General features: G+C 62.1%; 27 protein-coding genes. 6 read left to right on the forward strand and 21 right to left on the reverse strand.

Annotated elements, in window-relative coordinates; genetic code table 11:
• Positions 1–9: 9 nt before the first annotated feature.
• The 6 genes from infB to pip form a co-directional block, all read right to left on the reverse strand.
• Positions 10–2,478 (reverse strand): translation initiation factor IF-2, encoded by a 2,469-nt coding sequence (gene infB / locus J7392_RS06830; RefSeq protein ID WP_209216875.1) that lies wholly within the window; start codon positions 2,476–2,478, stop codon positions 10–12.
• Positions 2,479–2,487: 9 nt separating this feature from the next.
• Positions 2,488–3,108 (reverse strand): RNA-binding protein, encoded by a 621-nt coding sequence (locus J7392_RS06835; protein ID WP_209216876.1) that lies wholly within the window; start codon positions 3,106–3,108, stop codon positions 2,488–2,490.
• 20 nt (positions 3,109–3,128) lie between these two features.
• Positions 3,129–4,757 (reverse strand): transcription termination factor NusA, encoded by a 1,629-nt coding sequence (nusA, locus tag J7392_RS06840; protein WP_209216877.1) that lies wholly within the window; start codon positions 4,755–4,757, stop codon positions 3,129–3,131.
• On the reverse strand, positions 4,757–5,335 hold the full coding sequence (rimP, locus tag J7392_RS06845; protein ID WP_067265355.1) for a ribosome maturation factor RimP: 579 nt from the start codon (positions 5,333–5,335) through the stop codon (positions 4,757–4,759). Before rimP ends, nusA begins: the two co-directional genes overlap by 1 nt.
• A gap of 136 nt (positions 5,336–5,471) precedes the next feature.
• Positions 5,472–6,335, reverse strand: a complete 864-nt coding sequence (locus J7392_RS06850; RefSeq protein ID WP_209216878.1) for an ABC transporter substrate-binding protein — start codon at positions 6,333–6,335, stop codon at positions 5,472–5,474.
• Positions 6,332–7,303, reverse strand: coding sequence for a prolyl aminopeptidase (pip, locus tag J7392_RS06855; RefSeq protein WP_209216879.1), 972 nt, complete (start codon positions 7,301–7,303; stop codon positions 6,332–6,334). Before pip ends, J7392_RS06850 begins: the two co-directional genes overlap by 4 nt.
• 48 nt (positions 7,304–7,351) lie before the next feature.
• Here pip and ubiG point away from each other — a divergent pair, with 48 nt between their 5' ends.
• The gene (gene ubiG, locus J7392_RS06860) at positions 7,352–8,122 is read left to right on the forward strand and encodes a bifunctional 2-polyprenyl-6-hydroxyphenol methylase/3-demethylubiquinol 3-O-methyltransferase UbiG (protein ID WP_209216880.1); all 771 of its coding nucleotides are present in this window, start codon (positions 7,352–7,354) and stop codon (positions 8,120–8,122) included.
• Here ubiG and J7392_RS06865 read toward each other — a convergent pair.
• Genes J7392_RS06865 through J7392_RS06880 form a run of 4 tightly spaced genes read right to left on the reverse strand, consistent with a single transcriptional unit; the run spans position 8,097 to position 10,405 of the window.
• Complete coding sequence (locus J7392_RS06865) at positions 8,097–8,537, reverse strand: MarR family winged helix-turn-helix transcriptional regulator (protein ID WP_067265366.1); 441 nt, start codon at positions 8,535–8,537, stop codon at positions 8,097–8,099. The two genes, ubiG and J7392_RS06865, sit on opposite strands and share 26 nt — an antisense overlap.
• 11 nt (positions 8,538–8,548) lie before the next feature.
• Positions 8,549–9,379, reverse strand: coding sequence for a carbon-nitrogen hydrolase family protein (locus tag J7392_RS06870; RefSeq protein WP_209216881.1), 831 nt, complete (start codon positions 9,377–9,379; stop codon positions 8,549–8,551).
• Positions 9,376–9,636, reverse strand: coding sequence for a glutaredoxin 3 (gene grxC, locus J7392_RS06875; RefSeq protein ID WP_067265371.1), 261 nt, complete (start codon positions 9,634–9,636; stop codon positions 9,376–9,378). Before grxC ends, J7392_RS06870 begins: the two co-directional genes overlap by 4 nt.
• A 37-nt stretch (positions 9,637–9,673) precedes the next feature.
• On the reverse strand, positions 9,674–10,405 hold the full coding sequence (locus tag J7392_RS06880; protein ID WP_209216882.1) for a ComF family protein: 732 nt from the start codon (positions 10,403–10,405) through the stop codon (positions 9,674–9,676).
• Between the two features lie 14 nt (positions 10,406–10,419).
• On the opposite strand from J7392_RS06880, the gene J7392_RS06885 reads away from it, so the two are divergent.
• Both J7392_RS06885 and hemH read left to right on the forward strand, forming a co-directional pair.
• Positions 10,420–11,238, forward strand: a complete 819-nt coding sequence (locus J7392_RS06885; RefSeq protein WP_209216883.1) for a methyltransferase domain-containing protein — start codon at positions 10,420–10,422, stop codon at positions 11,236–11,238.
• Positions 11,239–11,292: 54 nt separating this feature from the next.
• Positions 11,293–12,369 (forward strand): ferrochelatase, encoded by a 1,077-nt coding sequence (gene hemH / locus J7392_RS06890; protein ID WP_209216884.1) that lies wholly within the window; start codon positions 11,293–11,295, stop codon positions 12,367–12,369.
• A 106-nt stretch (positions 12,370–12,475) separates the two neighbouring features.
• Here hemH and J7392_RS06895 read toward each other — a convergent pair whose 3' ends face one another.
• Together J7392_RS06895 and J7392_RS06900 are read right to left on the reverse strand one after the other, a co-directional pair.
• Entirely contained in the window at positions 12,476–12,658 is a 183-nt protein-coding gene (locus J7392_RS06895) for a hypothetical protein (RefSeq protein ID WP_067261136.1), read from the reverse strand.
• A gap of 141 nt (positions 12,659–12,799) precedes the next feature.
• Complete coding sequence (locus tag J7392_RS06900; RefSeq protein WP_067261126.1) at positions 12,800–13,411, reverse strand: L,D-transpeptidase; 612 nt, start codon at positions 13,409–13,411, stop codon at positions 12,800–12,802.
• Positions 13,412–13,579: 168 nt separating this feature from the next.
• Between J7392_RS06900 and J7392_RS06905 the strand changes: the two genes are divergently transcribed.
• Entirely contained in the window at positions 13,580–14,077 is a 498-nt protein-coding gene (locus J7392_RS06905) for a CAP domain-containing protein (protein WP_209216885.1), read from the forward strand.
• Between the two features lie 62 nt (positions 14,078–14,139).
• Here the strand turns inward: J7392_RS06905 and J7392_RS06910 are convergent, their stop codons facing one another.
• The 7 genes from J7392_RS06910 to J7392_RS06940 form a co-directional block, all read right to left on the reverse strand.
• Positions 14,140–14,637: a L,D-transpeptidase family protein gene (locus tag J7392_RS06910; protein WP_067261130.1), complete on the reverse strand. Its 498-nt coding sequence runs from the start codon at positions 14,635–14,637 to the stop codon at positions 14,140–14,142.
• A 112-nt stretch (positions 14,638–14,749) separates the two neighbouring features.
• Positions 14,750–15,973: a class I SAM-dependent RNA methyltransferase gene (locus J7392_RS06915; protein ID WP_209216886.1), complete on the reverse strand. Its 1,224-nt coding sequence runs from the start codon at positions 15,971–15,973 to the stop codon at positions 14,750–14,752.
• A gap of 37 nt (positions 15,974–16,010) precedes the next feature.
• The gene (locus J7392_RS06920) at positions 16,011–17,843 is read right to left on the reverse strand and encodes an ABC transporter ATP-binding protein (protein ID WP_209216887.1); all 1,833 of its coding nucleotides are present in this window, start codon (positions 17,841–17,843) and stop codon (positions 16,011–16,013) included.
• A complete protein-coding gene (locus tag J7392_RS06925; protein WP_209216888.1) occupies positions 17,840–19,678 on the reverse strand; it encodes an ABC transporter ATP-binding protein in 1,839 nt (612 codons plus the stop codon). The genes J7392_RS06920 and J7392_RS06925 overlap by 4 nt, the downstream gene beginning before the upstream one ends.
• Positions 19,679–19,844: 166 nt before the next feature.
• Entirely contained in the window at positions 19,845–21,026 is a 1,182-nt protein-coding gene (locus J7392_RS06930; RefSeq protein WP_247744478.1) for a CCA tRNA nucleotidyltransferase, read from the reverse strand.
• Entirely contained in the window at positions 21,002–21,598 is a 597-nt protein-coding gene (locus tag J7392_RS06935) for a CoA pyrophosphatase (protein ID WP_067267892.1), read from the reverse strand. Before J7392_RS06935 ends, J7392_RS06930 begins: the two co-directional genes overlap by 25 nt.
• Position 21,599: 1 nt before the next feature.
• Entirely contained in the window at positions 21,600–22,574 is a 975-nt protein-coding gene (locus J7392_RS06940; RefSeq protein ID WP_209216889.1) for an Hsp33 family molecular chaperone HslO, read from the reverse strand.
• A gap of 76 nt (positions 22,575–22,650) precedes the next feature.
• Between J7392_RS06940 and J7392_RS06945 the strand changes: the two genes are divergently transcribed.
• Positions 22,651–23,088 carry an NUDIX hydrolase gene (locus J7392_RS06945; protein ID WP_209216890.1) on the forward strand — a complete coding sequence of 146 codons (438 nt, stop codon included), beginning with the start codon at positions 22,651–22,653 and terminating at the stop codon, positions 23,086–23,088.
• Here the strand turns inward: J7392_RS06945 and J7392_RS06950 are convergent.
• The gene (locus J7392_RS06950) at positions 23,085–24,338 is read right to left on the reverse strand and encodes a SpoIIE family protein phosphatase (protein ID WP_209216891.1); all 1,254 of its coding nucleotides are present in this window, start codon (positions 24,336–24,338) and stop codon (positions 23,085–23,087) included. The genes J7392_RS06945 and J7392_RS06950 overlap by 4 nt on opposite strands.
• Before the next feature lie 78 nt (positions 24,339–24,416).
• On the reverse strand, positions 24,417–25,649 hold the full coding sequence (gene ilvA / locus J7392_RS06955) for a threonine ammonia-lyase IlvA (RefSeq protein WP_209216892.1): 1,233 nt from the start codon (positions 25,647–25,649) through the stop codon (positions 24,417–24,419).
• Positions 25,650–25,773: 124 nt separating this feature from the next.
• On the opposite strand from ilvA, the gene J7392_RS06960 reads away from it, so the two are divergent.
• Positions 25,774–27,000, forward strand: coding sequence for an argininosuccinate synthase (locus J7392_RS06960; RefSeq protein WP_067267886.1), 1,227 nt, complete (start codon positions 25,774–25,776; stop codon positions 26,998–27,000).

Consider the following 27,000-nt stretch of genomic DNA (forward strand, 5'->3'; position numbering starts at 1 on the left):
GCGCTTGGCTTAGGCCAAGGTGCGGGTCACTTCTTCGCGCTCGAAAATCTCGATCACATCGCCGGGGCGGATGTCTTCGTAGTTCTCGAATGCCATGCCGCATTCCTGACCGGACTGAACCTCGGGCACTTCGTCTTTGAAGCGCTTGAGCGTTTTCAGCGTGCCTTCGTGGATTACGACGTTGTCGCGCAGCAGACGCACACCGGCGCTGCGGCGGGCGACGCCTTCGGTAACCAGACAACCAGCGACTTTGCCCACACCGGTAACCTTGAAGACTTCTTTGATATTGGCGTAGCCAATGAAGTTCTCTTTGATCTCGGCGCTCAGCAGGCCGCTCGCAGCCGCTTTCACGTCATCCACAAGGTCATAGATGACCGAGTAGTAGCGGATTTCGACGCCTTTCTGGTTCGCAGTGTTCCGCGCCGAAGCATTGGCACGCACGTTGAAGCCCATGATCGGGGCGCCGGAGGCTTCGGCAAGGCCGACATCCGTCTCGGTAATCGCGCCCACACCGGAGTGCAAAACCCGAACGCGGACTTCGTCGTTGCCGATTTTCTCCATCGCCTGAACGATCGCTTCGGCAGAACCTTGCACGTCGGCTTTGACCAAGATCGGCAGCTCGCTGACGTCTTCGTTCGCCTTGGCATTGGCCATCAGCTGCTCCAGCGTGGTGGCAGCCCCGGCAGCGGCACGTTTGTCCTTGGCGGCGTTGGCGCGATACTCAGCGATTTCGCGGGCCTGCGCTTCGGTTTCGGTCACGTTCAATACGTCACCGGCCTCTGGCGTGCCGTTGATGCCAAGCACCTCAACCGGCACCGAAGGCCCGGCTTCTTTGACGCGCTCGCCTTGGTCGTTGATCAGCGCACGGACCTTACCGTACTGCTCACCCACGACGAAGATATCGCCCTGACGCAGCGTGCCGTTCTGAACCAGCACGGTCGCCACGGGGCCACGGCCCACATCAAGCTGCGCTTCGATCACCGCACCCACGGCGGCCCGGTTCGGGTTCGCCTTAAGTTCGAGGATTTCCGACTGCAGCGCGATGGCTTCGAGCAGATCGTCCAGACCTTGGCCTGTCGCTGCTGATACTTCGACGTCTTGCACATCGCCCGACATCTTCTCGACGATGACTTCGTGCTGAAGCAGATCGGTACGGACCTTGTCGGCATTGGCAGCTGGTTTGTCGATCTTGTTGATCGCCACGATCATCGGCACCTTGGCCGCTTTTGCGTGGGCAATCGCTTCGATCGTCTGCGGCATCACGGCGTCATCCGCCGCAACCACCAGAACCACGATATCCGTCACCTGAGCCCCGCGCGAACGCATGGAGGTGAAGGCCGCGTGGCCCGGCGTGTCGAGGAAGGACAGCACGGTGCCGTTGTCGGTTTTCACCTGATAGGCGCCGATGTGCTGGGTGATGCCACCGGCTTCGCCCGCCACAACCTTGGCGTTGCGGATTGCGTCCAGAAGCGAGGTTTTGCCGTGGTCGACGTGGCCCATGATCGTGATGACCGGCGGACGCGATTGCAGATCCTTCGGATCGTCCTCGACCTCTTTGATGACATCTTCGACATCGGCGTCGGAAACGCGCACCACTTTGTGGCCGAATTCCTCGATGATCAGCTCGGCTGTATCGGCGTCGATGGTTTCGTTCTGGGTCACCATCAGGCCGTTTTGCATCAGCGCCTTGACCACCGCGCCGGTCTTCTCGGCCATACGGTTTGCAAGTTCAGAGACCACGATGGCGGGCGGCAGTTGCACGTCGCGCACGATCTTTTCACGCTCGACCTGACCACCCATCGCCTTTTGACGCGCACGTTCCTGCTTGCGCTTCATCTGTGCCATGGAACGCTGACGGCCACCTTCGCCACCGGCAAGCGCCTGATTGACGGTCAGCTTGCCCGCGCGGCGGCTGTCGCCCCCTTTGCTGCGCTTCTTGCTGTCGTCGCGGTCACGGTCCGTGGTTTTGCGCGGTGTCGCGGCGGGCGCAGGTTTGTTGCCCGGCTCGCGTGCAGCGGCAGGTTCAGGCGCGGGGGCAGCAGCAGCCGCTTCGGCCTCTGCCTTGCGACGGGCGTCTTCCTCGGCCTTGGCTTTAAGGCTTTCTTCGCGCTCACGCTCTTCGCGTTCCTTGGCCTCAATCTCGGCCCGGCGACGCTCACGCTCTTCGGCGCGGGCTTTTTCCTCGGCTTCACGCTGCGCGGCTTCCTCGGCCTCACGGGCCTTGGCGGCCTGAACGGCCTTCAGACGGCGCTCCATCTCGGCATCGGTGATGCCTGCGGGGCGCTTCTTGGGATCGCCAATCGGCCCGGCGCCCGGACCTGTTGATTTCTGGCCACCCGGTTTGGGCACCACAACACGCTTGCGCTTGGTTTCGACCACAACGTTTTTGGTACGCCCGTGGCTAAAGCTTTGCTTTACGTTCCCCGGACGTGCGCCACCGCGCAGACCCAATGTTTTCTTGCCGTCACTATCGCTCATGAAGCTCGTCTATCCTTTCGGATGGCCGTTGCCACCCTCGTTTACGCGCACGCCTTTAAGTCTACCGGCTTCCTCTACAACACGTTGCGTGAGTCCACCAGAGGCGAGCGCCCCATGTATCACAGTTTGGCGACCGAATGCCAAACCCAATTCATCGGCTGTCAACCAACCGATGTAATGACCATAGTGTGGGGTGCTCAGCTTGGACTTGCCGCGCCCTGACCCATCTACGGCCTGTATCAATACTTCGGCCTCTTCGGTTTGCAACCAACCCTTGACCTTTTCGTAACCGGCGACCGCCTTGCCCGCTTTGCGCTGGAGCGAGATCAACTCGACCACCCGGCGCGCCAACTGCTGCTCGACCTCGTCGACCAGCCCGTCGGGCAGGGTGACCGGCTGTTTCGCCGAGCGGGAAAAGGCCTTTTTCTTGATGGCCAATTCCAGGGCCGCACGATCCGCCGCGACATAGATGCCCCGGCCCGGCAGTTTACCCAGAATATCCGGGTAAACCTGATTGTCCGGGCCGACCACGAAACGGATCAACCCGTGTTTCGGCTGCACCTCGCCCGTGGCGATGCACTTGCGTTCCGCACCGGCTGAGCGGTCATTCGAGGCGCCACCGCGTCCCATGTGCAACCCCCGAGGCCCGCTTAGGCCTCGGCCTCCTCGGCGGTTTCGCCGTTTGTTTCTACGTCGTCTTCTTCCGCGTCGTCCTCAAGCTCGGTCGGGTCGACCCAGCCCAGCATGACGCGGGCGGTCATGATCATGGCCTGCGCATCTTCGAGGCTAACATCGAAGGGCTCAAGCGCGCCGTCGTCTTTGACACGCTCGCCGTTGACCGTGGTCCAGCCGCCAGCCAGTTCCCAATCGGCACAGGTGGCGAAATCTTCCAGCGTTTTGACGTCGTCCTTGGCCAGCGCTTCTATCATTTGGGGGGTCAGCCCCTCAAATTCAACCAGGCTGTCTTCGACACCCAAGGCGCGGGCGTTATCAAGCGCCGCTTTGTTCTGCGCTTCGAGCACGTCACGGGCGCGGGCCTGCAACTCCCCCGCCGTATCTTCGTCCACACCGTCGATGACCAGCAGCTCGTCGACTTCGACATAGGCCACTTCTTCGAGGTTGGTGAAACCTTCGGAGACCAGAAGCTGGGCAAAGAATTCGTCGAGATCGAGGTTGTCCATGAACAGCTTGGTGCGCAGTTCGAACTCGGCCTGACGGCGCTGGCTTTCCTGCTCTTCGGTCATGATGTCGATGTCGAGACCGGTCAACTGGCTAGCAAGACGCACGTTCTGACCACGGCGGCCAATGGCGAGCGACAGTTGCTCTTCGGGCACGACGACTTCGATCTTACCGGCTTCTTCATCGAGAACCACTTTCGACACTTCCGCAGGCTGCAGCGCGTTCACAAGGAAGGTGGGCTGGTCTTCGTTCCACGGAATGATGTCGATCTTCTCGCCCTGAAGCTCGTTCACCACGGCCTGCACGCGAGAGCCGCGCATACCGACGCAGGCACCCACGGGGTCGATGGAGCCGTCATGCGAAATCACAGCGATCTTGGCGCGCGAACCGGGGTCACGGGCTACCGCTTTGATCTCGATGATGCCGTCGTAGATTTCGGGCACTTCCATCTTGAACAACTCGGCCATGAATTCAGGCGCGGTGCGGCTCAGGAAAATCTGCGGGCCACGCTGCTCGCGGCGCACGTCTTTGATGTAGACGCGGATGCGGTCGTTCGGGCGATAGCTTTCGCGACCAATCTTCTCGTTCCGGCGCAGGATCGCTTCGCCAGCGCCCACGTCGACGATGACGTTGCCATATTCCTCGCGCTTGACCAGACCGTTGATGATGGTCCCGGCGCGGTCTTTGAATTCTTCGTACTGGCGGTCACGCTCAGCTTCGCGGACCTTTTGCAAGATCACCTGCTTGGCCGACTGCGCCGCGATGCGGCCCATTTCAACCGGGGGTACTTCCTCGACGAAAGTGTCGCCAACCTTGGGGTCGGCCATGTACTGCTTGGCCTGTTCCACGGTGAACTCGGCCTGATAGTTCTCAAGCTCATCATCCTCGACCACGGTGCGGACGCGGGTGAAGGTGGCCTTGCCGGTCTTGCGGTCGATGTCGACCCGGATGTCCATCTCGGCGCCATAGCGGGACTTGGCGGCACGGGCGAGGGATTCCTCCATCGCTTCAACGACCAGACCGGGGTCGATCATCTTCTCGCGCGCCACCGCCTCGGCGGTTTGCAACAGCTCAAGCTGGTTTGCAGATGTAATGGCCATTAGGTGTCTCCCTCAGCAGACTCTTCAGTCTCGATATCATCAAAATCGGTTTCGTCGATCGCACCAGACGCTTTGCGCTGGCGGAGCATTTCCTTGATCAGGTCGTCGGTCAGCACCAGCTTGGCATCGCTGAGCCAGTCGAACTGCAATCCGATGGTGCCTTCTTCGACATTGATCAGCACTTCGCCACCCTCGACGCCTGCCAGCTCACCCTTAAAGCGGCGGCGGCCGTCAATCAGTTCGGTCGTCTCGATCTTGGCCTCATAGCCTTCGAAAGCGTCGAAATCTTTAAGCCGCGTCAGCGGTCGGTCGATGCCGGGGCTCGACACTTCAAGCGAATACTCATCCAAGATCGGATCTTCGACATCCAGCACGGCGCCGATGGCCTGCGAGATCTTGGCGCATTCATCCACTTCGATCCCGCCCTCGGGCCGGTCGGCCATGACTTGCAGGGTGGTGGACTTGCCCGACATCAGGCGCACGCGCACCAGTTCAAAACCCATATCCTCGATCACCGGGGTGATGATCTCGGCCAGGCGGCGGTCGATGGCGGCTTTGGCGATCAGGTCATTCGACATGAGACATCCATTTTCACTGGGCACAAAAAAACGGGCGCGCGGCCCGTTCACGAATTCGGTGGGGCCTTCGGTGTGGACCCGAAAGCGCCGCTGTTGAAGGGGATATAGGCCGAATGCGGCGAAACTGCAACCCCTCTCAGCCGAACCACCACCGCTCGGGCGCGCGCAGGTTGTCCATCGGCGCTTGCCGACCGGGGTTCGGCGGCTGGCGCAGATCGCCCGACAATGCGCTGACCCCGCCTGCGCTATCGGCCTGAAGGGTCACATCCCCCCGGTCGCGGTAACGGGGCCGCGCGGGTAAATCCGCTGCATCAACAAGCCCTTCGCTCAGCGCCTGCGCCCGCACCTCACGGGCGGGGAGCGACACCAGTTCGACCGTATCGAACCACCCGGCGGTGCCGTCCTTGTAATGCGTCTCTACCCGTTCGGCCAAAACCTGACGTGCGGGGGAAAAGCGCCGCAGACGGTAAAGCCCGGTGCCGATCCCGGCCTCGGGCGCATGGGCGGGGCGGATCACATAGCGCGATTGCGCCAGCAAGAGCGGCAGGTCAGGATTCGCCGCCGCCAATGTGACCTGCACTTGCAGATCGCCCTGAACGGCGACCTCGGCCCCGGCCAGCGGACCGCGGAGACTGGCCACCACATCGCGGGCGGTCAGGGGGCTGCCGTCGTGAAAACGCACATCGGGGCGTAGATCGAACTGCCACTGCCGGGCGCCATCGCTGGCCTGCCAACCGGTCGCCAACTCACCCTTGAGGATGCCATTGCCGGTGACTTCGGTCAGCGTGTCAAAGATCATCCCCTGCCGCGCAACCTGCATGAAGAGCCCATCGCCATGGACCCAAGTGTCCTCTCGCGTGGCACCTGAAAGCGCCAGCCGCAAACGGCCCCCGCGCCGGGGCGGCTCCCCCGCGCTGGCACCTGTCGCGGCCAGCAGGGCCGCCGCCGCACCGGTGGTGAAAAGCGCCCGGCGATCCAGCAGAGAGTTGCGCCCACTCATCGCTGTCCGATCCTATCCATCGTGCGCACCAATTCGGCACTGATCCCCGGCTCCGACAAGGCGTGGCCCGCATCCCGGATCATCCGCAGGTCGGCATTGGGCCAACGTTCAGCCAGCGCATAGGCCCCCGCAGGCGGGCAGATCATGTCGTAACGCCCCTGCACGATCACCCCCGGAATATGCGCTATACGGCCCATATGTTCGAGGATCTGACCGTCGAACTCGAGAAAGCCGTTATTGGTGAAATAATGATTCTCCAACCGCGAGAACGCCCGCGCATAGGCCGATGGCCCGCCATGCGAAACGCCATCGGAATGCACCGAGGCCAGCGCGTTCTCCCACGCGGCCCAAGCGCGGCCATAGTCCTGCTCGACCCTTAGATCACCGGAAAATAGCCGCCGGTGATAGGCCGCAATCAGATCGTCACGCTCATCTTCGGGGATCAGATCGACGAACCGCGCCCAAAGTTCGGGCCAGAACCGCCCGGCCCCGCCGCCGTAGAACCAATCAAGCTCGGCCTGCGTCATCAGGAAGACGCCGCGCAGGATCAGATGGCGCACCGCTTCGGGGTGCGCTTGGGCATAGATCAGCGAAAGCGTCGCGCCCCAAGAGCCACCGAAAACCATCCATTTGTCGATGCCGAGTGTGCTGCGAATCAGCTCGATATCCGCGACCAGATGCCATGTCGTGTTGTCGGTGACCGAGGCATGCGGGGTGGAGCGCCCGCAGCCGCGCTGATCGAACAGCACCACGCGGTAAACCTTGGGGTCGAAATACCGCCGCATCGCCGGGCTGCAACCGCCGCCGGGGCCGCCATGCAGCACCACGACGGGGATGCCCTCAGGGTTGCCGCATTGCTCGACATAGACCTGATGCCCCTGCCCTACGGACAACATCCGCTGGTCGAAAGGCTCAACCGGCGGATAAAGATGCGGCGCGCCGCGTTTTTGGTCGGGATACTTGTCCATTGCCGCCCTATATAGTCATTGAACCCAAAAGAGCACAGGGAGATCAGAATGCAAGCGGATCAATCAACCATCGACCCCGCCGAGATCGCCAAATTCGAAGCGATGGCCGCCGAATGGTGGGATCTGAACGGCAAGTTCAAGCCGCTACACATGCTGAACCCCTGCCGGTTGGACTACATCACCAGCCAGATCGCGGGGGAGTTCGACCGCGACCTGACGGGCTCTGCCCCTTTCGCGGGGCTGCGGATCCTCGACATCGGCTGCGGCGGCGGGTTGCTGTCCGAACCGATGGCGCGGCTTGGGGCCGAAGTGGTGGGCGCGGATGCCGCGGCAGGCAACATCCCCGTGGCGCAGATCCACGCGCAGCAATCGGGGCTAGAGATCGACTACCGCCACACCACCGCCGAAGACATGGCCGATGCTGGTGAGAAATTCGACGTGGTGCTGAACATGGAGGTGGTCGAACATGTCGCCTCTCCCATCGACTATCTGATCGCTTGCCGTCGCCTGCTGAAACCCGGCGGGCTGCACATCTGTTCGACTCTGAACCGCAATCCAAAGTCCTTTATGATGGCGATTGTCGGGGCCGAACATGTGATGCGCTGGCTGCCCAAGGGCACGCATGACTGGAACAAGTTCATCACCCCCGATGAGCTTTTCGACCTGCTGAGCCGCGCCGGGTTGGAGCCGGTGGATCGCAAAGGTTTCGTCTTTAACCCCGTCGCATGGTCGTGGCGGCTTTCGGATCGGGATTTAAGCGTGAACTACGTCACCGCCAGCCTTAATCCGGGCCTCAACCCTGGCTCAACTGACGCCTGAGCGCGCGCAGGATCGGGAGCGTGGCGCGGACCTGTTCTTCGCCAAGCTCCCCCACCACGTTCGAGATCATCGGCGTGATCGCATTCACCGCCGCATCCCGCGCCTGCCGCCCGGCGGGGCTGATCGCGACCATCTTGCGCCGCGCGTCGTCCCAATCGGGGCGGATATGAACATAACCGGCCCATTCGAGCTTGCTCAATGTGTTGGTCATCGCCCCGCGCGTGACGTTGAAGGTCTCGGCCAGTTGCGCGGGCGAGCGTTCGCCGCCGTGCCATGAAAGCGAGTTCAGCACCGAAAAATGCGAGATCTCCATCCCCCGCGGCAGCACCCGTGTCAGGCGACTGCGCACCGATTGGTCGGCGGCCAGCAATTCTCCGAACAACATGATCGCAAGGGTGTTTTTATCGTCGGTCATTTTCGGTCCGGTCAGGGCGCGGCAAAGGGGCGGCGGTTGGCAAGGCTGGGCACTTTGGCGCGGGCCTTGTCACATTCTTCCATGTCCATGTCACAAAAGTAAACGCCGGGGGCTGTCCCGGCATCCAATACCACCTCCCCCCAAGGGGCCACGACCAGCGAATGGCCATAGGTGTCGCGGGTCTTATGCGCAGTGCTGGCATGGGTGCCCGTCTGGGCCGGGGCCAGCACATAGCAGCCATTCTCGATCGCCCGCGCCCGCAGCAGACTGTGCCAATGCGCGGCCCCGGTGACCGGAGAGAAGGCCGCCGGCATCGTCAGGATACGCGCGCCCGCCTCGGCCAACGCCTGATAGAGCGCCGGAAAACGCATGTCATAGCAGATCGACATGCCGATCTTGCCAAAAGGCGTCTCGGTCACCACGGCTTTGTCACCGGGTCGGTAGCCCGCGGACTCCCGGTAGCTTTCGGTCTCGTTGATATCCACATCGAACATATGGATCTTGTCATAGCGCGCGACGATCTCCCCCTGCGGAGAAATTAGGAAAGACCGGTTGGCAAAGCGCCCATCGCCCCCGCGCGTTTTCAGACCGAGCGAGCCGATCAGCAGCCAGATGCCCGCCTTCGCCGCCTCTTCGCGCAGGGCCGCGAGGGTGGCATCGTCTTCCTCATAGGCCAGCACCGACTGTTGATGGGATCGGCTGGTGCTGACGCAATTCGTCACCTCGGGGGTCAGGACAAACTCCGCCCCGCCCGCCACCGCCTCGCCCAGCAGGGCGCGGGTCTTGTCCAGATTGGCGGCGGGGTCATCTGAGACGTTGAGTTGCAGCAGCGCGATTTTCATCTGTCGCTCAGCAATGCATCCAACTTGCCGGCACGGTCCAGCGCATAAAGCTCATCGCATCCACCGACATGCACATCGCCGATGAAAATCTGCGGCACGGTGCGGGCACCGCCGGCGCGCTGGATCATCTCTTTCTTGCGCTCTGGCTCCGACAGCACATCGACTTCGTCAAAGGCTGCGCCCTTTTGGGTCAGCAGGCGTTTGGCGGAATGGCAAAAACCGCAGAGCGGCGACGTATAGATTTCGACAGGTTGCATAGGATCACCCTTTGAACAGTTAACGTTGCCCAGTGATCTAGGTCTCTTTGGCCACGCGCGCCAGTGCCAGCACGAAAACGGGGCCGGACCCGGCGGCCAGACAAGCCTGCGTGCAGGCGGTCAATGTGGCGCCGGAGGTAAAGACATCGTCCACCAAGATCACCGGTCGCATGATGATACGGTGCCGCCGCCGCGGATGCACGCGGATCGCCTGTTCCAAGACGCGATACCGGGCTGCACGGCCCAAACCCTCCAACGAGGGCGTATGCCGGACCCGCTGCAACAGATCGGGGCACCAGCGGTGCCCGGTTTCCGCCGACAGCGCCTTGGCCAGCAGAGCCGATTGATTGTAACGTCGTTTCAGCAAGCGCAGCCAATGCAGCGGCACCGGCGCGATCAACGCCTCTTGCGGCAGGATGCCCTGCGCCGCTTGCGCCATCCAGCGCGCGGCGGGGCGGGCGATCTCTTGCCGGTCGCTATGTTTCAGCGCCAGAACCAGCCTGCGCCCCATATCACGATAGATGAGCGCCGTTCGCCCCTGCGCCCAAGGCCGCGGCGTGGCAAGACAGGCATCACAATGGGGTGAACCCACATCCCCGCCGCCCGGCAGGGGCAGCCCGCAGGCATCGCAGACCGTTCCCCCGATGAAGGCCGTGTCGCGCCAGCAGGTGCCGCACAGGCCGAAATCCGCATCGACAAGCCCCCCGCAGCCCAGACAGCGCGGCGGGTAGATAAGCGACACTGCTGTTTGAAGTCCCCGTGGCGGCATTCTATGTGTTCCCCATGACAGCACAGCCCAACCTGACCGACCCCAAGGCCCTCGCCCAGCACCGCGCCCGCGCGACGGCGCGGGGCATGTTCCTGCAACAGGCAGCCGCCGATGAGGTTCAGGATCGGCTGAGTTTGGTTAAGAAAACGTTTACCGCACCGGCCATCGTGACCGCCTTCCCCCAAGTCTGGGCAGAGGCCTTCCCCAAGGCCGAGATCGTCGCCGAGGCCGAGGTGCTCGCGCTGGAACCGCAGGCGCATGATCTGGTGTTCCACGCCATGGGGCTGCATTGGGCGAATGACCCGATTGGACAGTTGATCCAATGCCGCCGCGCGCTGCGCCCTGACGGGCTGTTACAGGCCGTGGCGCTTGGCGGGCAAACCCTGCATGAGCTGCGCGCCTGCCTTGGTCAGGCCGAAGCCGAAGTGACCGGTGGCCTGTCGCCCCGCATCGCCCCGATGGGAGAGCTGCGCGATCTGGGCGCGCTGCTGCAACGCGCCGGGCTGGCCCTGCCCGTGGCCGATAGCCAACCGGTGACCGTGGAATATGATGACGCATGGGCCTTGATGCGCGACCTACGCGAAATGGGAGAGACCAATGCCCTGCAAGCCCGCCTGCGCCGCCCCACAGGCCGCGCCGTGCTGACCCGCGCGGCCGAGCTTTACGCCACGCATTTCACCGCCGCCTCGGGCCGGATCACGGCGACTTTCGACATGATCTTTCTTGCCGGATGGGCACCGGACGAAAGCCAGCAGAAACCACTGCGCCCCGGATCGGCGCAGCAACGGCTGGCAGATGCGCTGAATAGTCGCGAGGAACCCCTCCCCGATTGACCCAATCGGCAAAGCGGCTATCTCTGCGCGGATCACATGTGCGAGGAAACCCCCATGCAGGCAGCCCAGCCCCAATCCGCCCAAGCCGACGCCACCCGGCCCGAACACGGCCCCGGCGATCACCCCAAAGTCCCGCGTCCCAAGGTTGGCGTTCTGCTCGCCAACCTTGGCACGCCGGATGGCTATGACTATTGGTCAATGCGCCGTTACCTGAGCGAGTTCCTTTCGGACCGCCGGGTGATCGACTACAGCCCGTGGAAATGGCAACCGCTGTTGCAGACGGTGATCCTCACGAAACGCCCCTTTGCCAGCGGCGCGGCCTATAAGTCTATCTGGAACGAGGCCGAGAACGAAAGCCCGCTGGCGACGATCACCAAATCGCAAACCGCCAAGATCAAGGCGGCGATCGAAGCGCGCTACGGGGCCGATGTGATGGTCGATTACGCCATGCGCTATGGCAACCCATCGACCCGCTCCAAGGTTGAGGCGATGGTCGCCGCCGGATGCCAGAAGATCTTGTTTTTTCCGCTTTATCCGCAATATGCCGGGGCGACCACGGCAACGGCGAATGACGCTTTCTTTGCCGCTTTGGCGAAGGAAAAATGGCAACCCGCTTCGCGCACCGTGGCCCCCTATTTCGACCGGCGCGACTATATCGAAGCGCTGGCCCAATCGGTTGAGCGTGCCTATGCCGCCAAGGACAAGAAGCCCGATCTGCTGGTCTGCTCCTACCACGGTCTGCCGCAGCGCTATTTGATGGAGGGTGACCCCTACCACTGCCAATGTCAGAAAACGACGCGCCTGCTGAAAGAGCGTTTGGGCTGGCGGGATAGTGAGATCATCACGACCTTCCAGTCGCAGTTCGGCCCCGAGGAATGGTTGCAACCCTATACGGTCGAAGAGGTCGCGCGTCAGGCCAAGGCGGGCAAGAAAAGCATCGCCGTCTGCGCGCCTGCCTTCTCGGCCGATTGCATCGAAACGCTGGAAGAGATCAACGAAGAGATCAAGGAGAGCTTTGAAGAGGCAGGCGGCGAGGATTTCACCTATATTCCCTGCCTGAACGACGATGCGGCGCATATCGAAACGCTGACCACGATCATCACCGAGAACTTGGGCGGCTGGCTGGACTAAGCCCCCGCCTTGGGGTCGCTGCGGCGGCCCCTTTTTCAAAGCCTTACGCAGAAAACAAAAAAGGCGGTGCATTGCACCGCCTTTTCCGTTTGATCGTCAGTTCCGATTAGTCGGAAGCAACAGCTGCGGCAACCAGTGCCAGCAGGATCAGGGGAACCAGGATGCCCGAGGACGAACCTGTTGTTTCTTCCACGATGACCGGTGCTTCGACGATCGGCTCGGCCAGCGAACCAGCAAAAGCAGTCGATGCAGCAGCGGACAGAGCAGCGGCGAGAACGAGTTTCTTCATAACATAACCTCCAGAATAGGCGTGCTGTATCATATACATACACGCACCCAAGACTTACCTCGTAATCCTGTTCTAAACAGTATCGGCAAAAGTTTGCAAACCCGGAATCAGCTATTGCATCAAGGAATCAGGGGGATGTCGTCAAATAAGCAACACCTGAGTGCCGACCTTCGTCAGGGCAAAAAGTTCGGCGATATGTTCGTTATAGAGCCCGATGCAACCATTGGAAGACTTACGACCAATTTTTCTTGTGTCGTGGGTTCCGTGGATACGATAGTAGGTCCAGCTGAGGTACAGCGCATGGGTGCCCAAAGGGTTGTCCGGGCCGGGGCCGACATAGGGCGGCCATTCGGGATTGCGCTTGAGCATCGACGGCGTGGGACGCCAGCTTGGCCCCTCGACCTTTTTGATGACACGGGTCCGGCCACGGCGTGTGAGGTCTTCGGTCAGCGGCACCGAAGAGGGGTAGAGTTTGTAAACGCTCTGATCCTCGGACCAGTAGTGCACCGCCCGGCTGTCGATATCGACCAGCACCGCGCCATTGCGCGTGTTGCTGAAATAGGGGCGCCAATCCAGCATCCGGAAACTTGAGACATTGCGCTTGACCGCCTCGGTCAGGTCACGCTCCGTCTCGGTCGTGGCGGTGGAGTTGAAGGAAGAGGTGCTTTGCGCCAGCGCGGGTGTGGCGAGCATCGCGGCGCTGCCAGCAAGGAAGCCACGGCGGCTCTTGATCGAAAAACGGGGAGCGGACATGGAGCGTCTCCAAAACTGAAATTATGCTAATTATTGCCAGTTATATGGCTCGAAAGACGCAGTTTCAATTGAAACCGGGGCCGCACGGCAGAGTCATGCCTATGTGCGTTTGAACTGCAACGCGCCCCGATGTAAGGCAGAAAAAACTTCATTGCGTGGAGCGCTCATATGATCCGTATCCTGTCCATTCTACTGGCGCTGACGGTTGCGCTATCTGCCTGTACCCCGTCCAGCACGACCGGCGGCAAAGCCGGCGGCACCTACCGCATCAGCCGCTCCGACGCGGGTACGATCCAGTTCCGCATGCTCGACTCCGTCAATGCGCTGCGCAGCTCTGCCGGGGTGACGCCGCTGGCGCTGGATGCCAAGCTGAACGCCGCTGCCGCCACCCATTCGCGCGATATGTCGGTGCAAAACCGCCCCTGGCATTTCGGCTCTGACGGGTCCTCGCCCATCGATCGCATTCAGCGCGTGGGCTATACCGGCGGTCTGGTCGGCGAGGTAATCTCGGAAACCTATGAGACCGAGCTTGAGACCCTCGCCGCGTGGATGGAGCAACCCGACACGCGCCGCATCTTGATGGCCCCCGATGGCCGCCAGATGGGTTTCGCATGGCATCAGGAAAACGGCGGCAAGATCTGGTGGACGCTGGTCGTCGGCAACTGATCTTTCACTGAACGAGCGTTTGATCCGGCCCCTGCGGGGGCCGGTGTCGTATCAAGCGGTTCTTAGGGCGTGATCAGGATCGGCGTGCCGTCACGCACCATCGCGTAGACATCTTCGATTTCCTTGTTGGTGACCGCGATACAGCCCCAAGTCCAATCGTGCTTTTCCTTCTTCCGCGGGTCTTTCTGCCCGTGGATAAAGATATCGCCCCCCGGGCTTTTGCCCATGGCGCGGGCATTCTCGATATCGCGCGCATTCGGGTAATCGATCCCGACGGAAAGGTGGAAACGGCTGTTAGGATTGCGACGGTCGATTCGGTACAGTCCTTCGGGCGTGCGGCCATCCCCCTCAAAGGCTTTGTGACCCACCGGAGCGAAGCCCAGCTTGATCCGGTAATCTTCGAGCACGCGGTTATGGTGCAACAGCATCATGCGGCGTTGGCTTTTGTTCACAACCACATAGGTCACTTCGGGACCGTTGTAGCGTTTGAACTTACTGCTACTGCACGCGCCAAGCGCCACCATAGCGGTGCCGCCAAGTATCATCGTCCTGCGTTTCATCACTGTGCCCTCAACGCCCCGGCCATTCCAGCCCTTTTTATCCGCGTTACCATAGAGAGGGATTAATTTCACTCAAAAAGCGGTGATCCGCGGCGTCATATGGGGCCGTGGATTAGCTTTCAGACAGGGTCAGACAGGCGGCGAGTTCCACATGGGACGACCAGCGGAACTGGTCGACCACCTGTACCCAGTCCAGCCGATAGCCTGCCGCGACCATGTTCTGCACATCGCGGGCAAAGCTCACCGGATTGCAGGAGACATAGGCCACGCGCGGCACCTCGGCGCGGATGATCTCGGCCACCTGCGCCTCAGCCCCTGCGCGGGGCGGGTCGAGCACCACGGCGTTGATCTTGGCCAGTTCATCCGGAAGGAGCGGTCGGCGAAACAGATCGCGCGTCTCGGCGGTGAGCGGTTTGGCCCCCTTGGCCCGACGCCAGCCCCCTTCCAGCGCGGCGATCATTTCGGCATCGCCTTCCACCGCGTGCACCCGCGCCTGCTGCGCCAAGGGCAAGGCAAAGGTGCCACAGCCCGCGAAAAGATCGGCCACGACCTCGGCCTCGCCCACGGCGTCTCTGACCGCCTCCAGCAAAGCTGCTTCGCCATGGCGGGTGGCCTGCAAGAAGGCGCCCGGCGGCGGCGTGACCGGCGCATCGCCAAAGCGCTGCGCTGGCGGCGCGCGCATCGCAATTACCTCGCCATCCCATGTCAGCCGAGCCAGAGATAGAGCCTCACAAGCCTGCGCCAATTGCTGGCGCAGCGGCCCGTCGAGCGGTTTGCCATTGGCGACAGAGACGTCCAGCCCCTCTTCCGACAGGGTTACCGTGACGGCCAATTCGGCCTTTCGGCTGGTGCCGATCAGCGCCAGTTCTTCGGCGACCTTCAGCCCCAGCAGCAAAGCGGGATCGACCAACTGACAGCCCGGCACCTCGATCAGCACGTCAGAGGCGCGGCCATGAAAGCCCGCCATAGCGCCCTTTTTCGTCCGCCGCGCGGCAAAGGTGGCCCGGCGGCGCGATTGCGCGGGGGAGGTTTGGATGGGGCGAAATTCTGTCTCTAACCCATGAGCCGAGAGCGCATTGCGCACCACATCAACCTTCCACGCCGCCACGAAATCATCCGCGGCATGTTGCAGCTGGCAGCCGCCGCAGGATTTGAAATGGCGACAGGGCGGCGCGACCCGCTGGCCGGAGGGGGTGGCGATCCGCACATCGCGAAGCTGCTGCCCGTCGACAACGCCGGTGACGGTTTCCCCCGGCAGGGTCATCGGGGCAAAGATCGGGCCTTCGGCGATGCCATCGCCGTGGTGGCCGAGACGCAAGATTTCATGTTCTGTCATAGCCTGCCCATAGCGCGGCAAAGGCGACTGGGAAAGCCTATTCCGCCGCCTTCACATCCAGAAACCCGCCCGACTGCCGGTGCCAATAGCGCGCATAAAGCCCGTCTTGGGCAAGCAAATCGGCATGGCTGCCAATCTCTGCAATGCGGCCCGCGTCCAGCACCATGATGCGGTCCATCTCGGTCAGGGTCGACAGGCGGTGGGCGATGGCCAGCACGGTTTTGCCCTCCATCACACGGTCTAGGGTCTCCTGAATGGCGGCCTCCACCTCGCTATCAAGGGCGCTTGTCGCCTCGTCCAGCACCAGTATCGGCGCGTCTTTCAGGATGGCGCGGGCCAAGGCGATGCGCTGGCGCTGGCCGCCCGAAAGCTTCACCCCACGCTCGCCCAGATGCGCGTCATAGCCGCGGCGACCTTTGTGATCTTCGAGTTGCTGGATAAACTCATGCGCCTCGGCACGTTCGGCGGCGGCGATGACCTCGGCCTCGGTCCCGTCGGGGCGGCCATACAGGATGTTGTCCCGCGCGGAGCGGTTGAACATCGCCGTCTCCTGCGTGACCATGCCGATATTGCGCCGCAGACTCTCTTGGGTGACCGTCGTTGTATCCACCCCGTCAATCAATATTTTGCCCTGCTCCGGCTCATAGAGCCGCAAGAGCAGCGCCACGAGGGTCGATTTCCCCGCCCCCGAAGCACCGACGATGCCCAGCTTCTCACCCGGTTGGATGGTCAGCGATATCCGGTCGATGCCGCCAGTTTGACGGCCATAGGCAAAGCCCAGATCGCGCAATTCGATCTCTCCGGCCTCGACGACCAGTTCCTGCGCATCAGGCTCATCATCCAGCCGCACGCGCGGCGTCAGGGTGCGCATGCCGTCTTCGACCTCCCCAATATTGGAATAGATCGCCATCAGCGTGAAAGAGACCCAGCCCGTCATCTGCGCGATGCGGATCGCGATGGCGCCGGAGGCGACGATATCCCCCTCGCTCGCCAATCCGCGCTGCCACAGCAGGATCGTCCCGCCCAGCAACAGAACCGGCAAAAGCCCCGCAAGGCTCATCAGCGCCAGACGGAACCCGGCGGCGAGATAGCCGAACTCCAAGGCCCGGGCACGGAAGCTTTGCATCGCGGAAAGTGCCGCGCGGTCTTCGTGATCGGCATGAGCGAAAAGCTTCACCGTCTTGATGTTGGTGATCGTATCAACCACCTGCCCTGAAACCATCGCCCGCGCCCCGGCCCGTCCCGCGGCCCGTTTGCGCACGCGCGGCAAGAACCAATTGATCAGCGCCAGATACATCACCAGCCAGACGGAAAACCCAACCGCCACACGCCAGTCGATCGCCAAAAGCAAGGCGACCGACCCCACGAGAGAGGCGAGCGCAAAGGCCACCACATTGATCACCTCGGCGGCCACATCCGTCACCGCCCGCGCGGCCTGCATCTGCTTTTGCGCGATGCGCCCGGCGAAGTCTTCGTCAAAAAAATTGACGTTCTGCCCCAGCGTCCAACGGTGCAGCCGCGACAGCACCAGCGGGTTCACATTAGGCTGCACCATGATCGCGTTGGAGGCCGAGGAGAGGCCAAACAGCACGGGACGCGCCACAAGGAAAAACGCAATCGCGCCCAAGACCAGAACCAGACTGCTGCCTTCAAAAAACCGCTCCGGCCCCGCGCTGACCGTGGCATCGATGACCTTGCCCAAAATCCACGCTGTGCCCGCCTCCATCGCGCCAGCGGCGGCCGAGAGGAATGCCGCGAGCCAGAGCACCGGCCAAGCGCCTGCAAGGCACCAGCGGATGAAGGCCCAGAGGGTCTGCGGTGGGGGCCCCTCGGCGGGGCGAAACGGGTTGATCCAGTTCGAAATGCTCACGTCTTGTCATCCAATGCGAGAAAACCGCCCGACTGACGGTGCCAGAAAGCTGCATATAGGCCAGCTTTCTGCAAAAGCGCGTCATGGCTGCCCTCTTCGACGATACGTCCCTGATCCAGAACCAGAATTCGGTCCATCTCGGCAATCGTCGACAGCCTGTGCGCGATCGCGATGACGGTCTTGCCCGCCATCATGCCATAGAGCGTTTCCTGAATGACCGCCTCCACCTCACTGTCGAGCGCGCTTGTAGCCTCGTCCAGCAACAAGATCGGCGCGTCCTTGAGGATCACCCGCGCCAGCGTGATGCGCTGCCGTTGCCCGCCGGACAGCTTCACGCCCCGCTCACCCACACGCGCGTCATAGCCCGAGCGCCCCTCAGGATCGGTCAGATCGAGGATGAACTCATGCGCCTGCGCCTGTTTCGCCGCCGCGATCATCTCGGCCTCGCTGGCATCGGGACGGCCATAGAGAATGTTCTCGCGCACCGAGCGATGCAGCAACGAGGAATCCTGCTGCACCACACCGATATGCCTCCGTAGACTGTCTTGCCGGACCTGTGCGATGTCCTGCCCGTCGATCCGGATTTCGCCGGTTTCGGCATCGTAGAACCGCAATATCAGCTTCACGAGGGTCGATTTCCCCGCGCCCGAGCGGCCCACAAGGCCAATCCTTTCGCCCGGCTGCACGGTGATATTGATGTCCTGAACCCCGCCGCTATCGCGCCCGTAGTGATGGCTCAGCCCCGCCATTTCGATCCGCCCTTCGGTGAGCTTCAGCGGCGGCGCATCGCGGCGGTCGGTGAGGGCAAGGGGCTGGGCAATCGTCTCCATCCCTTCGGCGACGACACCCAATTCGCGGAAAAAGCTCGACAGCGCCCACATGATCCAACCGGTCATGGAATTGAGCCGCAGCGCCAGCGCGGCGGCAGCGGCGACGACACCGACGCTTGCCTCGGCCCCCATCCACAACACCAAGGCCCAGCCGACGACGCCCACGATCAACATGCCGTTGAGAAGGGTGAGCACCACATCCATGATGGTGAAGATACGCATCTCACCTTGAAACGTGCGCCGCGCCTCTTCGATGGCTTCACCCGCGAAATCGACCTCCAGATCATGATGCGCGAACATTTTGACCGAATGGATATTAGTATAGGCATCCACCACGCGCCCCGTCACCTGCGACCGCGCGTCCGACGCCGCTTTGGACGCAGGGCCGACCCGTTTGATCGTCCAAGCCACCAAGCCGCCATAGAGGAGGAACCACCCCAGAAGCGGCACTAACAACCGGATATCCGAGGTAGAGAGCAGGATCGCCGCGCCGATCATATAGGCCAGTGAGTAAGAGATCGCGTCAAAGACCTGAAAGACCACCTCCCCCGCCGCCGGTGGGGTCTGCATGATCCGGTTGGCGATACGCCCGGCAAAGTCATTCTCGAACCAGCCCACGGATTGCCGCAAGACATGGCGATGCGCCCGCCAACGGATCAACGTGCCGAAGTTCGGCAGGATCGCATTGTTCAAAAGCATCACATCGACCGCCTGCACCATGGGCCGCAGCAACAGCACGGCCAGCGCCACGAGGATCAGCTCGGTCCGGTGTTCCGCCCACATCTGCGCAGGATCGCTGCCCAACAGATCGACGATGCGGCCCATGTAGTAGATCAGCCCAACCTCGATCGCGGCGACGAAGATCGCCATCATTCCGGCGAGGGCGAATACCTTTTTGAACGGCTGCGCATAGTCCCGCAGGAAGGGCCACAGCCCTTGGGGCGGCACATCCTTCTCGCGATAGGAGACATAGGGATCGACGAGGTTTTCAAAAAAGCGAAACATGGGGAGACCTTGAAAAATAGACGTGCAAAATGTTCGGCGCTGCCCAATAGCAGAGCCGCCAAGGGGCAATTGTTATGCCAGCTTAGCTGAACCAGATCCCGCGGTACATTTCGCCCATCTCCCTTGTAATGCGCTTTGGATAGACGAATTTCCCCGCGATGTCGACCTAGCTGCGGCGCGCCAATAGGTCCGCTCGCGTCAAGGTGAAGCCGGAGTTGACCCAAAGCTGTTCCAGCCGGGCAAGCTCTTGGCCCAAGGCCGGGCCTTTGAATGCGGGCATCAGGTCTTTGGCCGTTACTGGAAACCGAGCCGCCGCGGCGTTTTTTATCGTCTCTAACATTGCAGTTTCGGGCATGTTCTCCGCCATACATCCCCGCAGCAAAGCCGCGCCAATGCCCACATCCGCCCCATGACGATAGGCAAGCTCAGGCAATGGTGGCCCTGCGAAGCCCTGCTCTTGCAGCAGGGTGAGATGTTTGCCCTCAGCTTTGCTCAGCCGCAGACGGTCGGTCAAACCCTCCCCGCCCAGCGCGGCCAGACGCACCAGCCAATCGGGATCAAGGCCAAGCTCTTGTTCGAAATAGACCAGCAAGGAAATCCAACGGTCATCACTCCCCGGTAAAAGCACGGGCAAAGCACCGGTTTGCCGCATCAGAGCCAGTGCGGGGGCAGGATCAGGCGCGCGGAGGAGTTTTTTGAACTCCTGCCCCACACGTTCCGCCGAGAGCGTCTCGAGCCCATCCAAATTCGACGCGATGGCATCCAGTGCCTCCGGCTCTGGCCCTACTTCTGCGTCACCATACCACGCCATGAAGCGGAAATAGCGCAGGGTTCGCAGGTAATCTTCGCGGATACGCTGACCTGCGTCCTCGATGAAACGCAACCGGCGCGCACGCAGATCGGGCAGCCCGCCCAAGGGGTCGATCACACGACCCTCGGGCGTGGCATAGAGCGCGTTCATCGTGAAATCTCGGCGACGGGCGTCATCGGCGATATCGGTGGAAAAGGCGACGACAGCCCGGCGGCCATCGGTCTCTACATCGCGGCGAAAGGTGGTGATCTCAAAAGGTTTGCCACCCGAGACCAGCGTCACCGTGCCATGGTCGATCCCTGTCGGCACGGCCTTGACCCCGGCGGCCTTTGCCAGCGCCAATACCGTTTCAGGCGTCGCCTCGGTAGAGAGGTCAACGTCGCTGTCGGGCAGTCCCAGCAGCGCATCGCGCACGCAGCCGCCGACGAAATAGATAGGATGCCCGCCATCCTGCACCACGCGGCAAACCCGCTGTGCGTCTTCGTCATGTAGCCAGCGCGTGCCGGTCGGAATCATTGGTTCATTCGTGTCGCCCATGCCCGCAACATACGCGCGGTCGCGCCCCAAATGTAATAGGGGCCGTAGGGAACGGCATAATAATACCGCCGCTGGCCGCGCCAACGCCGAGAATGCACAAGGTAGTTGCTGGGGTCGAGCACATGGTCGAGCGGCACGCGAAACACCTCTTCGACCTCACCGGGCTCAGGCACCACGGTAAAATCGCGCGTCACATAGCCGATCACGGGCGTCACGCTAAAGCCGGTGACCGTCTCATGAGCCGGAAGCACGCCCAAGACATCCACGATATCGCTCGGCAGGCCAATCTCTTCGCGGGCTTCGCGCAGGGCGGCAGCGATGACATCCGCATCCCCGCCGTCTTGCTTGCCCCCCGGAAAGGCGATCTGCCCGGGGTGATGTTTCAGCGCCGAAGACCGTTTGGTCAGGATCAGCTCCAGCCGCGCACCGGTATCCACTACCGGGGCCAGCACCCCCGCAGGGCGCAGGGCGCGCCCCTCGGGGAGGGTGACCTCTGGGTTCAGATCGAAATCAGAGGATTCCACCCCGGTTTGGGCAAGCGCCTCGCGAAAGGACTGGAACCGGTCGCTCACCTTAGGCCTTGGCGTCGAAACCGACCGTGGCCGGATCAAGGTCGTAATGCGCGCCGCAGAATTGGCAATCGGCGGTAACCCGACCTTCGTCCGTGGTCATCTTTTCGATATCGCGGGCCGAGTAGATCGACAGGCTTTGCCGCACGCGGTCTTCGGAACAGGTACAGCCGAAACGCACCGGCTGGGGTTCATAGACCCGCGGTTGTTCCTCGTGAAACAATCGCAGCAGCAGATCGGTCGGCGGAACGCTGGGGCCGATCAGTTCCAAATCCTCAACGGTGCCGAGCAGGATGTTCACGCGGTTCCAATCCTCGGCCTCATCGCCCTCGACCAAGTCATCGGCCTTGAGAATGTCACCGCTCCCCTCGCCCGACGCCGCCAACGGCGAGGCTTTGGGCATATGCTGCAACATGATGCCACCGGCGCGCCAATGCTCCGGCTCATCCGGACCGGACGATTTGCCAAAGCTCAGGGAAAAGCGGGTCGGCAACTGTTCGGACTGGGCGAAATAGGCTTCGGCACAGGCGGCCAGAGACCCACCGGCCAGCGGCGTGATGCCCTGATAGGGGGTCATGCCTTGGCCTTGGTCGATCATGATTGCAAAATAGCCTTCGCCAACTTGCTCGAACGGGGCGTCATCGGTCAGCCGGTCCGCATCATAGCTGGCATAGGCGCGGATGCGCGCAGGCTCGCCTTCTTTCTCGGGGCCGTAGTAATCGGTCGCAATCATCCGAACGGCACCTTTGGACTGCACCTGCAGCGACAGCTTCCAACGCAGTTTGATCGTCTGGCCGATCAATGCGGTCAGCAACGCCATCTCGGCCACCAGCGCTTCGACCTGCGGCGGATAGTCGTGCTGTTTCAGGATGCCTTCCAACACGCCATCAAGCCGCGCCACGCGGCCGCGCATGTCGACATCATCAAGCTGAAAGGGCAGAACGGTATCGTCCCACGCGATTTTAGTTCCTTGGGTCATCGGGTTTCCTTATCGGGGGCCGCTTGGCATACCGCGTCTATATAGGCGCAGCAACCCATGGAAAAAGGGGCAGCATATGATCCGACGTACAGGTGAGACACCAGAGCCCGGCCAACGCTACACGCCGCGCCCCGGCGTCTATGCCATTCTGCCGCTGCAACGCCGCTTTCTGATGACGCTGGAAATGGCGGAGGAGACCGAGGTGCAACTCCCCGGCGGCGGTATCGAGGCAGGGGAATCCCCGCTTCAAGCGCTGCACCGCGAGGTGCTGGAGGAAACCGGCTGGCGCATCGCCCGCCCGCGCCGATTGGGAGCCTTCCGCCGCTTTACCTATATGAAGGACTACGACCTCTGGGCGCAGAAGATCTGCCATATCTATGTCGCCCATCCCGTGCGCCAGATCGCCGCCCCGACAGAACCGCATCACGCCACGCTGGTGCTATCGGCCAGCGAGGCGCTGGCAACCCTCGCCAATGAAGGCGATCGTTTGTTTCTGCAACGCCACCTAAGCTAGGCGTTGCCGTGATACTCAAGCAATATCCCCGAGACATCATCGGGGAAATCGCGGCTATCAGCAAATTCCGACAACTTCCAAACCAGCGCACTCAGCAGCGCCGGGCCGCTGAACCGGCGCAATTCGCCCAACATGCGGGCCAAACCCTCTTCGCCCAACATCTCCCCCCCCGGATCGGGGCATTCCGTCACCCCATCGGATAGGATCAACAAACGATCCCCCGGCGCCATCTGAAGTTTATAGTCCTCGAACCCGACTCCAGAAAGCAGCCCGACAGGAAACCCCCCGGTGCCCGACTGTTCGACCCGCCCATCCGAGCGCAGCAAGGCCGGATGCGGATGCCCCGCCTGGGCGACAGAGACCTCCCCGGTCGTGAGGTCCGCAATGGCGAGCATCAGGGTGAAATAATGCTCCGTCTCCATCTCATGAAGAACGAGGTCATTCAGTTCCGCGATCACTTCACCCGGTGGTCGCGCCGCGATGGCCCCCCCGGGCAAAAGCGTGAGCGCAAGGTTCTGATCCGGTGTGGCCGCCGACAGATACCCCGCCAGCCGCGCCGTCATCAGGGCCGAACTGATCCCATGCCCAGACACATCCAAGCCAAACAGCCCCACGACCCCCGGCCGCACCGGGAAATACCCCACCAAATCCCCGCCAACATGCCCGGCAGAGCGCAGCATCATCGACAGATTGCCCCCCTCCATGGCGCGATAACGCTCGCGAAGCAGCGATTGCTGAAATTTCTTGGCCTCGACCAAATCCTTATCGATCCGCGCATGCACCTGCCGCAGAATATCCAAAGCCTCGGTGATCAACTGGTTTTTCTGCGTCAGCTCCCGCTGCATGGCCAGAAAACGCGCCCCTGCCATAAGACGCGCGCGTAGCTCCGGCAGACCGGCGGGCCGTATCAGAACATCATCAGCCCCCGCATCAAGGGCGCAGTCCACAGCCCGCTCATGACTGTCGGCCAACAGAATGAGATAACTGCGCGCTTCCGAGAGCTCCCGAAAAGCCCGGCAAAAATCGAGCCCCGATATCGCCCCACTGCAAAGTACGATATCAGGCCACCCCTGCGCGCAAAGGGCCAACGCGTCGGCTTCCGAGGCGGCAGAGACCACCTCATATCCCCATCCCTTCAACGCGGTCGAAAGACAGGCCCGCCTTGCCTCATCCCCCTCGACCACCAAAACCAAAGACGCCACAGCAGGTGTCGCCACTGCTTCGGAAAGGCTGGGGATATCCAATTTCATGCGACACGATCCTGACAGACCCTGTCGAGTTAACCTACCAAGCCTTTCCAGAAGGTGAATCCCTCTGGCCTTCCGCCCCTACAGAACGAACTGCGCCAAGGTTTCGTCGTTGGTGATATCCGTATAGGTAAAGCCCGATTGCCCCAGCTGCTCAAGAAACTGTTTGAAATTTTCAGGCCGCCGCGTCTCGATCCCGATCAGGACCGAGCCAAAGTTCCGCGCCGATTTTTTCAAATACTCGAAACGGCAGATGTCATCCTCCGGCCCCAGCAGCATCAGGAATTCCTTCAACGCCCCGGGCCGCTGCGGCATGCGCAGGATGAAATATTTCTTCACACCCGAATAGCGCTGCGCACGCTCTTTGACCTCCGGCAAACGCTCGAAATCGAAGTTACCCCCCGAGGCCACGCAAACCACCGTCTTGCCCACAATCTGATCGGCCACCTCGCCCAGCGCATCGATCGATAGCGCGCCTGCCGGCTCCAACACGATGCCTTCGACATTCAACATCTCATTGATCGTCACGCAGATCCGGTCCTCAGGCAGATGCACCACATCCGCCGGGTTCACCCCGCGCAGACGCTCGAAAGTCCGCGCCCCAATCTTGGCCACCGCAGCGCCATCGACAAAGTTGTCGATCGGAGAGACATCGACCGGCGCCCCGGCTTCCAACGCCCGCGCAAGGCTCGGCGCACCGGCGGGTTCGACGAATGTGTAGTCGCAAGCCTCACCAAAATAACTCACCACCCCCGAAGACAGCCCGCCACCGCCCACCGGCAGGATCACCCGGTCCGGCACCCGGCCCAACTGCGCGGCAATCTCCACCGCGACCGAAGCCTGCCCCTCGATCACATCGTCATCATCAAAGGGCGATAGGAAATGCGCCCCCTCCTCCCGACAGAAATCCTGCGCTGCGAACAGCGTGGCGTCGAAATAATCGCCCACCAGCCGGATCTCGACATTCTCACCGCCGAACATGCGGGTCTTCTGCACCTTCTGCTGCGGCGTCGTCACCGGCATGAAGATCACGCCGCGCACCCCGAAATGACTACAAGCAAAAGCCACCCCCTGTGCATGGTTCCCGGCAGAGGCACAGACGAAAACCCCCTGCCCCGGAATCACCTTGCGCATCGCATTGAAGGCCCCGCGCAGCTTGTAGGAGCGCACCGGGCTCAGATCCTCGCGTTTCAGCCAGATATCCGCGCCAAACCGCTCCGACAGATGTTCATTGCGCAAAAGCGGTGTCGCCGGGAACAACGCCCGCAGCGCTTCTGCCGCCGCCTGTGCTTTTCGTGCAAATTCATCCGCCATCTGTGCTCTCCTTGCTGCCATTCGTCGATAGGCGCGCAGCCAGCATAGGTCAACGCGGGCTTCAATCTTGCCCGCGCCCGCGAAAACCGCTACCTCGCAGGGCGAACTTGAAAGGAAACCCGTCATGTCCGCGCCCAAGAAAGTCGTGCTTGCCTATTCCGGCGGCCTCGATACCTCGATCATCCTGAAATGGCTGCAAACCGAATATGGCTGCGAGGTGGTGACCTTTACCGCCGATCTCGGCCAAGGCGAAGAGCTGGAACCGGCCCGCAAGAAAGCCGAGATGATGGGCATCGCGCCTGAGAACATCTACATCGAAGACGTGCGCGAGGAATTCGTCCGCGACTTCGTCTTCCCGATGTTCCGCGCCAATGCGGTCTATGAAGGTCTCTACCTCCTTGGCACCTCCATCGCCCGCCCGCTGATCTCCAAGCGTCTGGTTGAGATCGCCGAGGAAACCGGCGCCGATGCCGTCGCCCACGGCGCCACCGGCAAGGGCAACGATCAGGTCCGGTTTGAACTGGCCGCCTATGCGCTGAACCCCGACATCAAGGTCATCGCCCCCTGGCGCGAATGGGACCTGTCGAGCCGCACCAAACTTCTGGCCTTCGCCGAGCAGAACCAGATCCCAATCGCCAAGGACAAGCGCGGCGAAGCGCCCTTCTCGGTCGACGCCAACCTGCTGCACACCTCCTCCGAAGGCAAAGTGCTCGAAGATCCGGCGGTCGACGCGCCCGACTACGTCTACCAGCGCACCGTGAACCCAGAGGATGCCCCCGACACGCCCGAATACGTCGAAATCGGCTTCGAGCGCGGCGATGCGGTCAGCATCAACGGCGAAGCCATGTCCCCCGCCACGATCCTCACCAAACTGAACGAACTTGGCGGCAAACACGGCTGCGGCCGCCTCGATCTGGTCGAAGGCCGTTTCGTCGGCATGAAGTCCCGCGGCATCTATGAGACCCCGGGCGGCACCCTGCTCTTGGAAGCGCACCGCGGCATCGAATCCATCACCCTCGACCGCGGTGCCATGCACCTCAAGGACGAGCTGATGCCGAAATACGCCGAACTCATCTACAACGGCTTCTGGTACAGCCCCGAACGGACCATGCTGCAAGCCGCCATCGACGCGAGCCAAACCCATGTCACCGGCACCGTGCGGCTCAAGCTCTACAAGGGCCATGTCCGCACCGTTGGCCGTTGGTCCGATCACAGCCTCTATTCCGAGGCCCATGTGACCTTCGAAGACGACGCCGGCGCCTACGACCAGAAAGACGCCGCAGGCTTCATCCAACTAAACGCTCTGCGCCTCAAACTCCTCGCCGCCCGCGACAAACGCAGCAAAGGCTGA

Origin of the sequence: Sulfitobacter sp. R18_1 (assembly GCF_017743915.1) — a bacterium.
GTDB lineage: Bacteria > Pseudomonadota > Alphaproteobacteria > Rhodobacterales > Rhodobacteraceae > Sulfitobacter > Sulfitobacter faviae.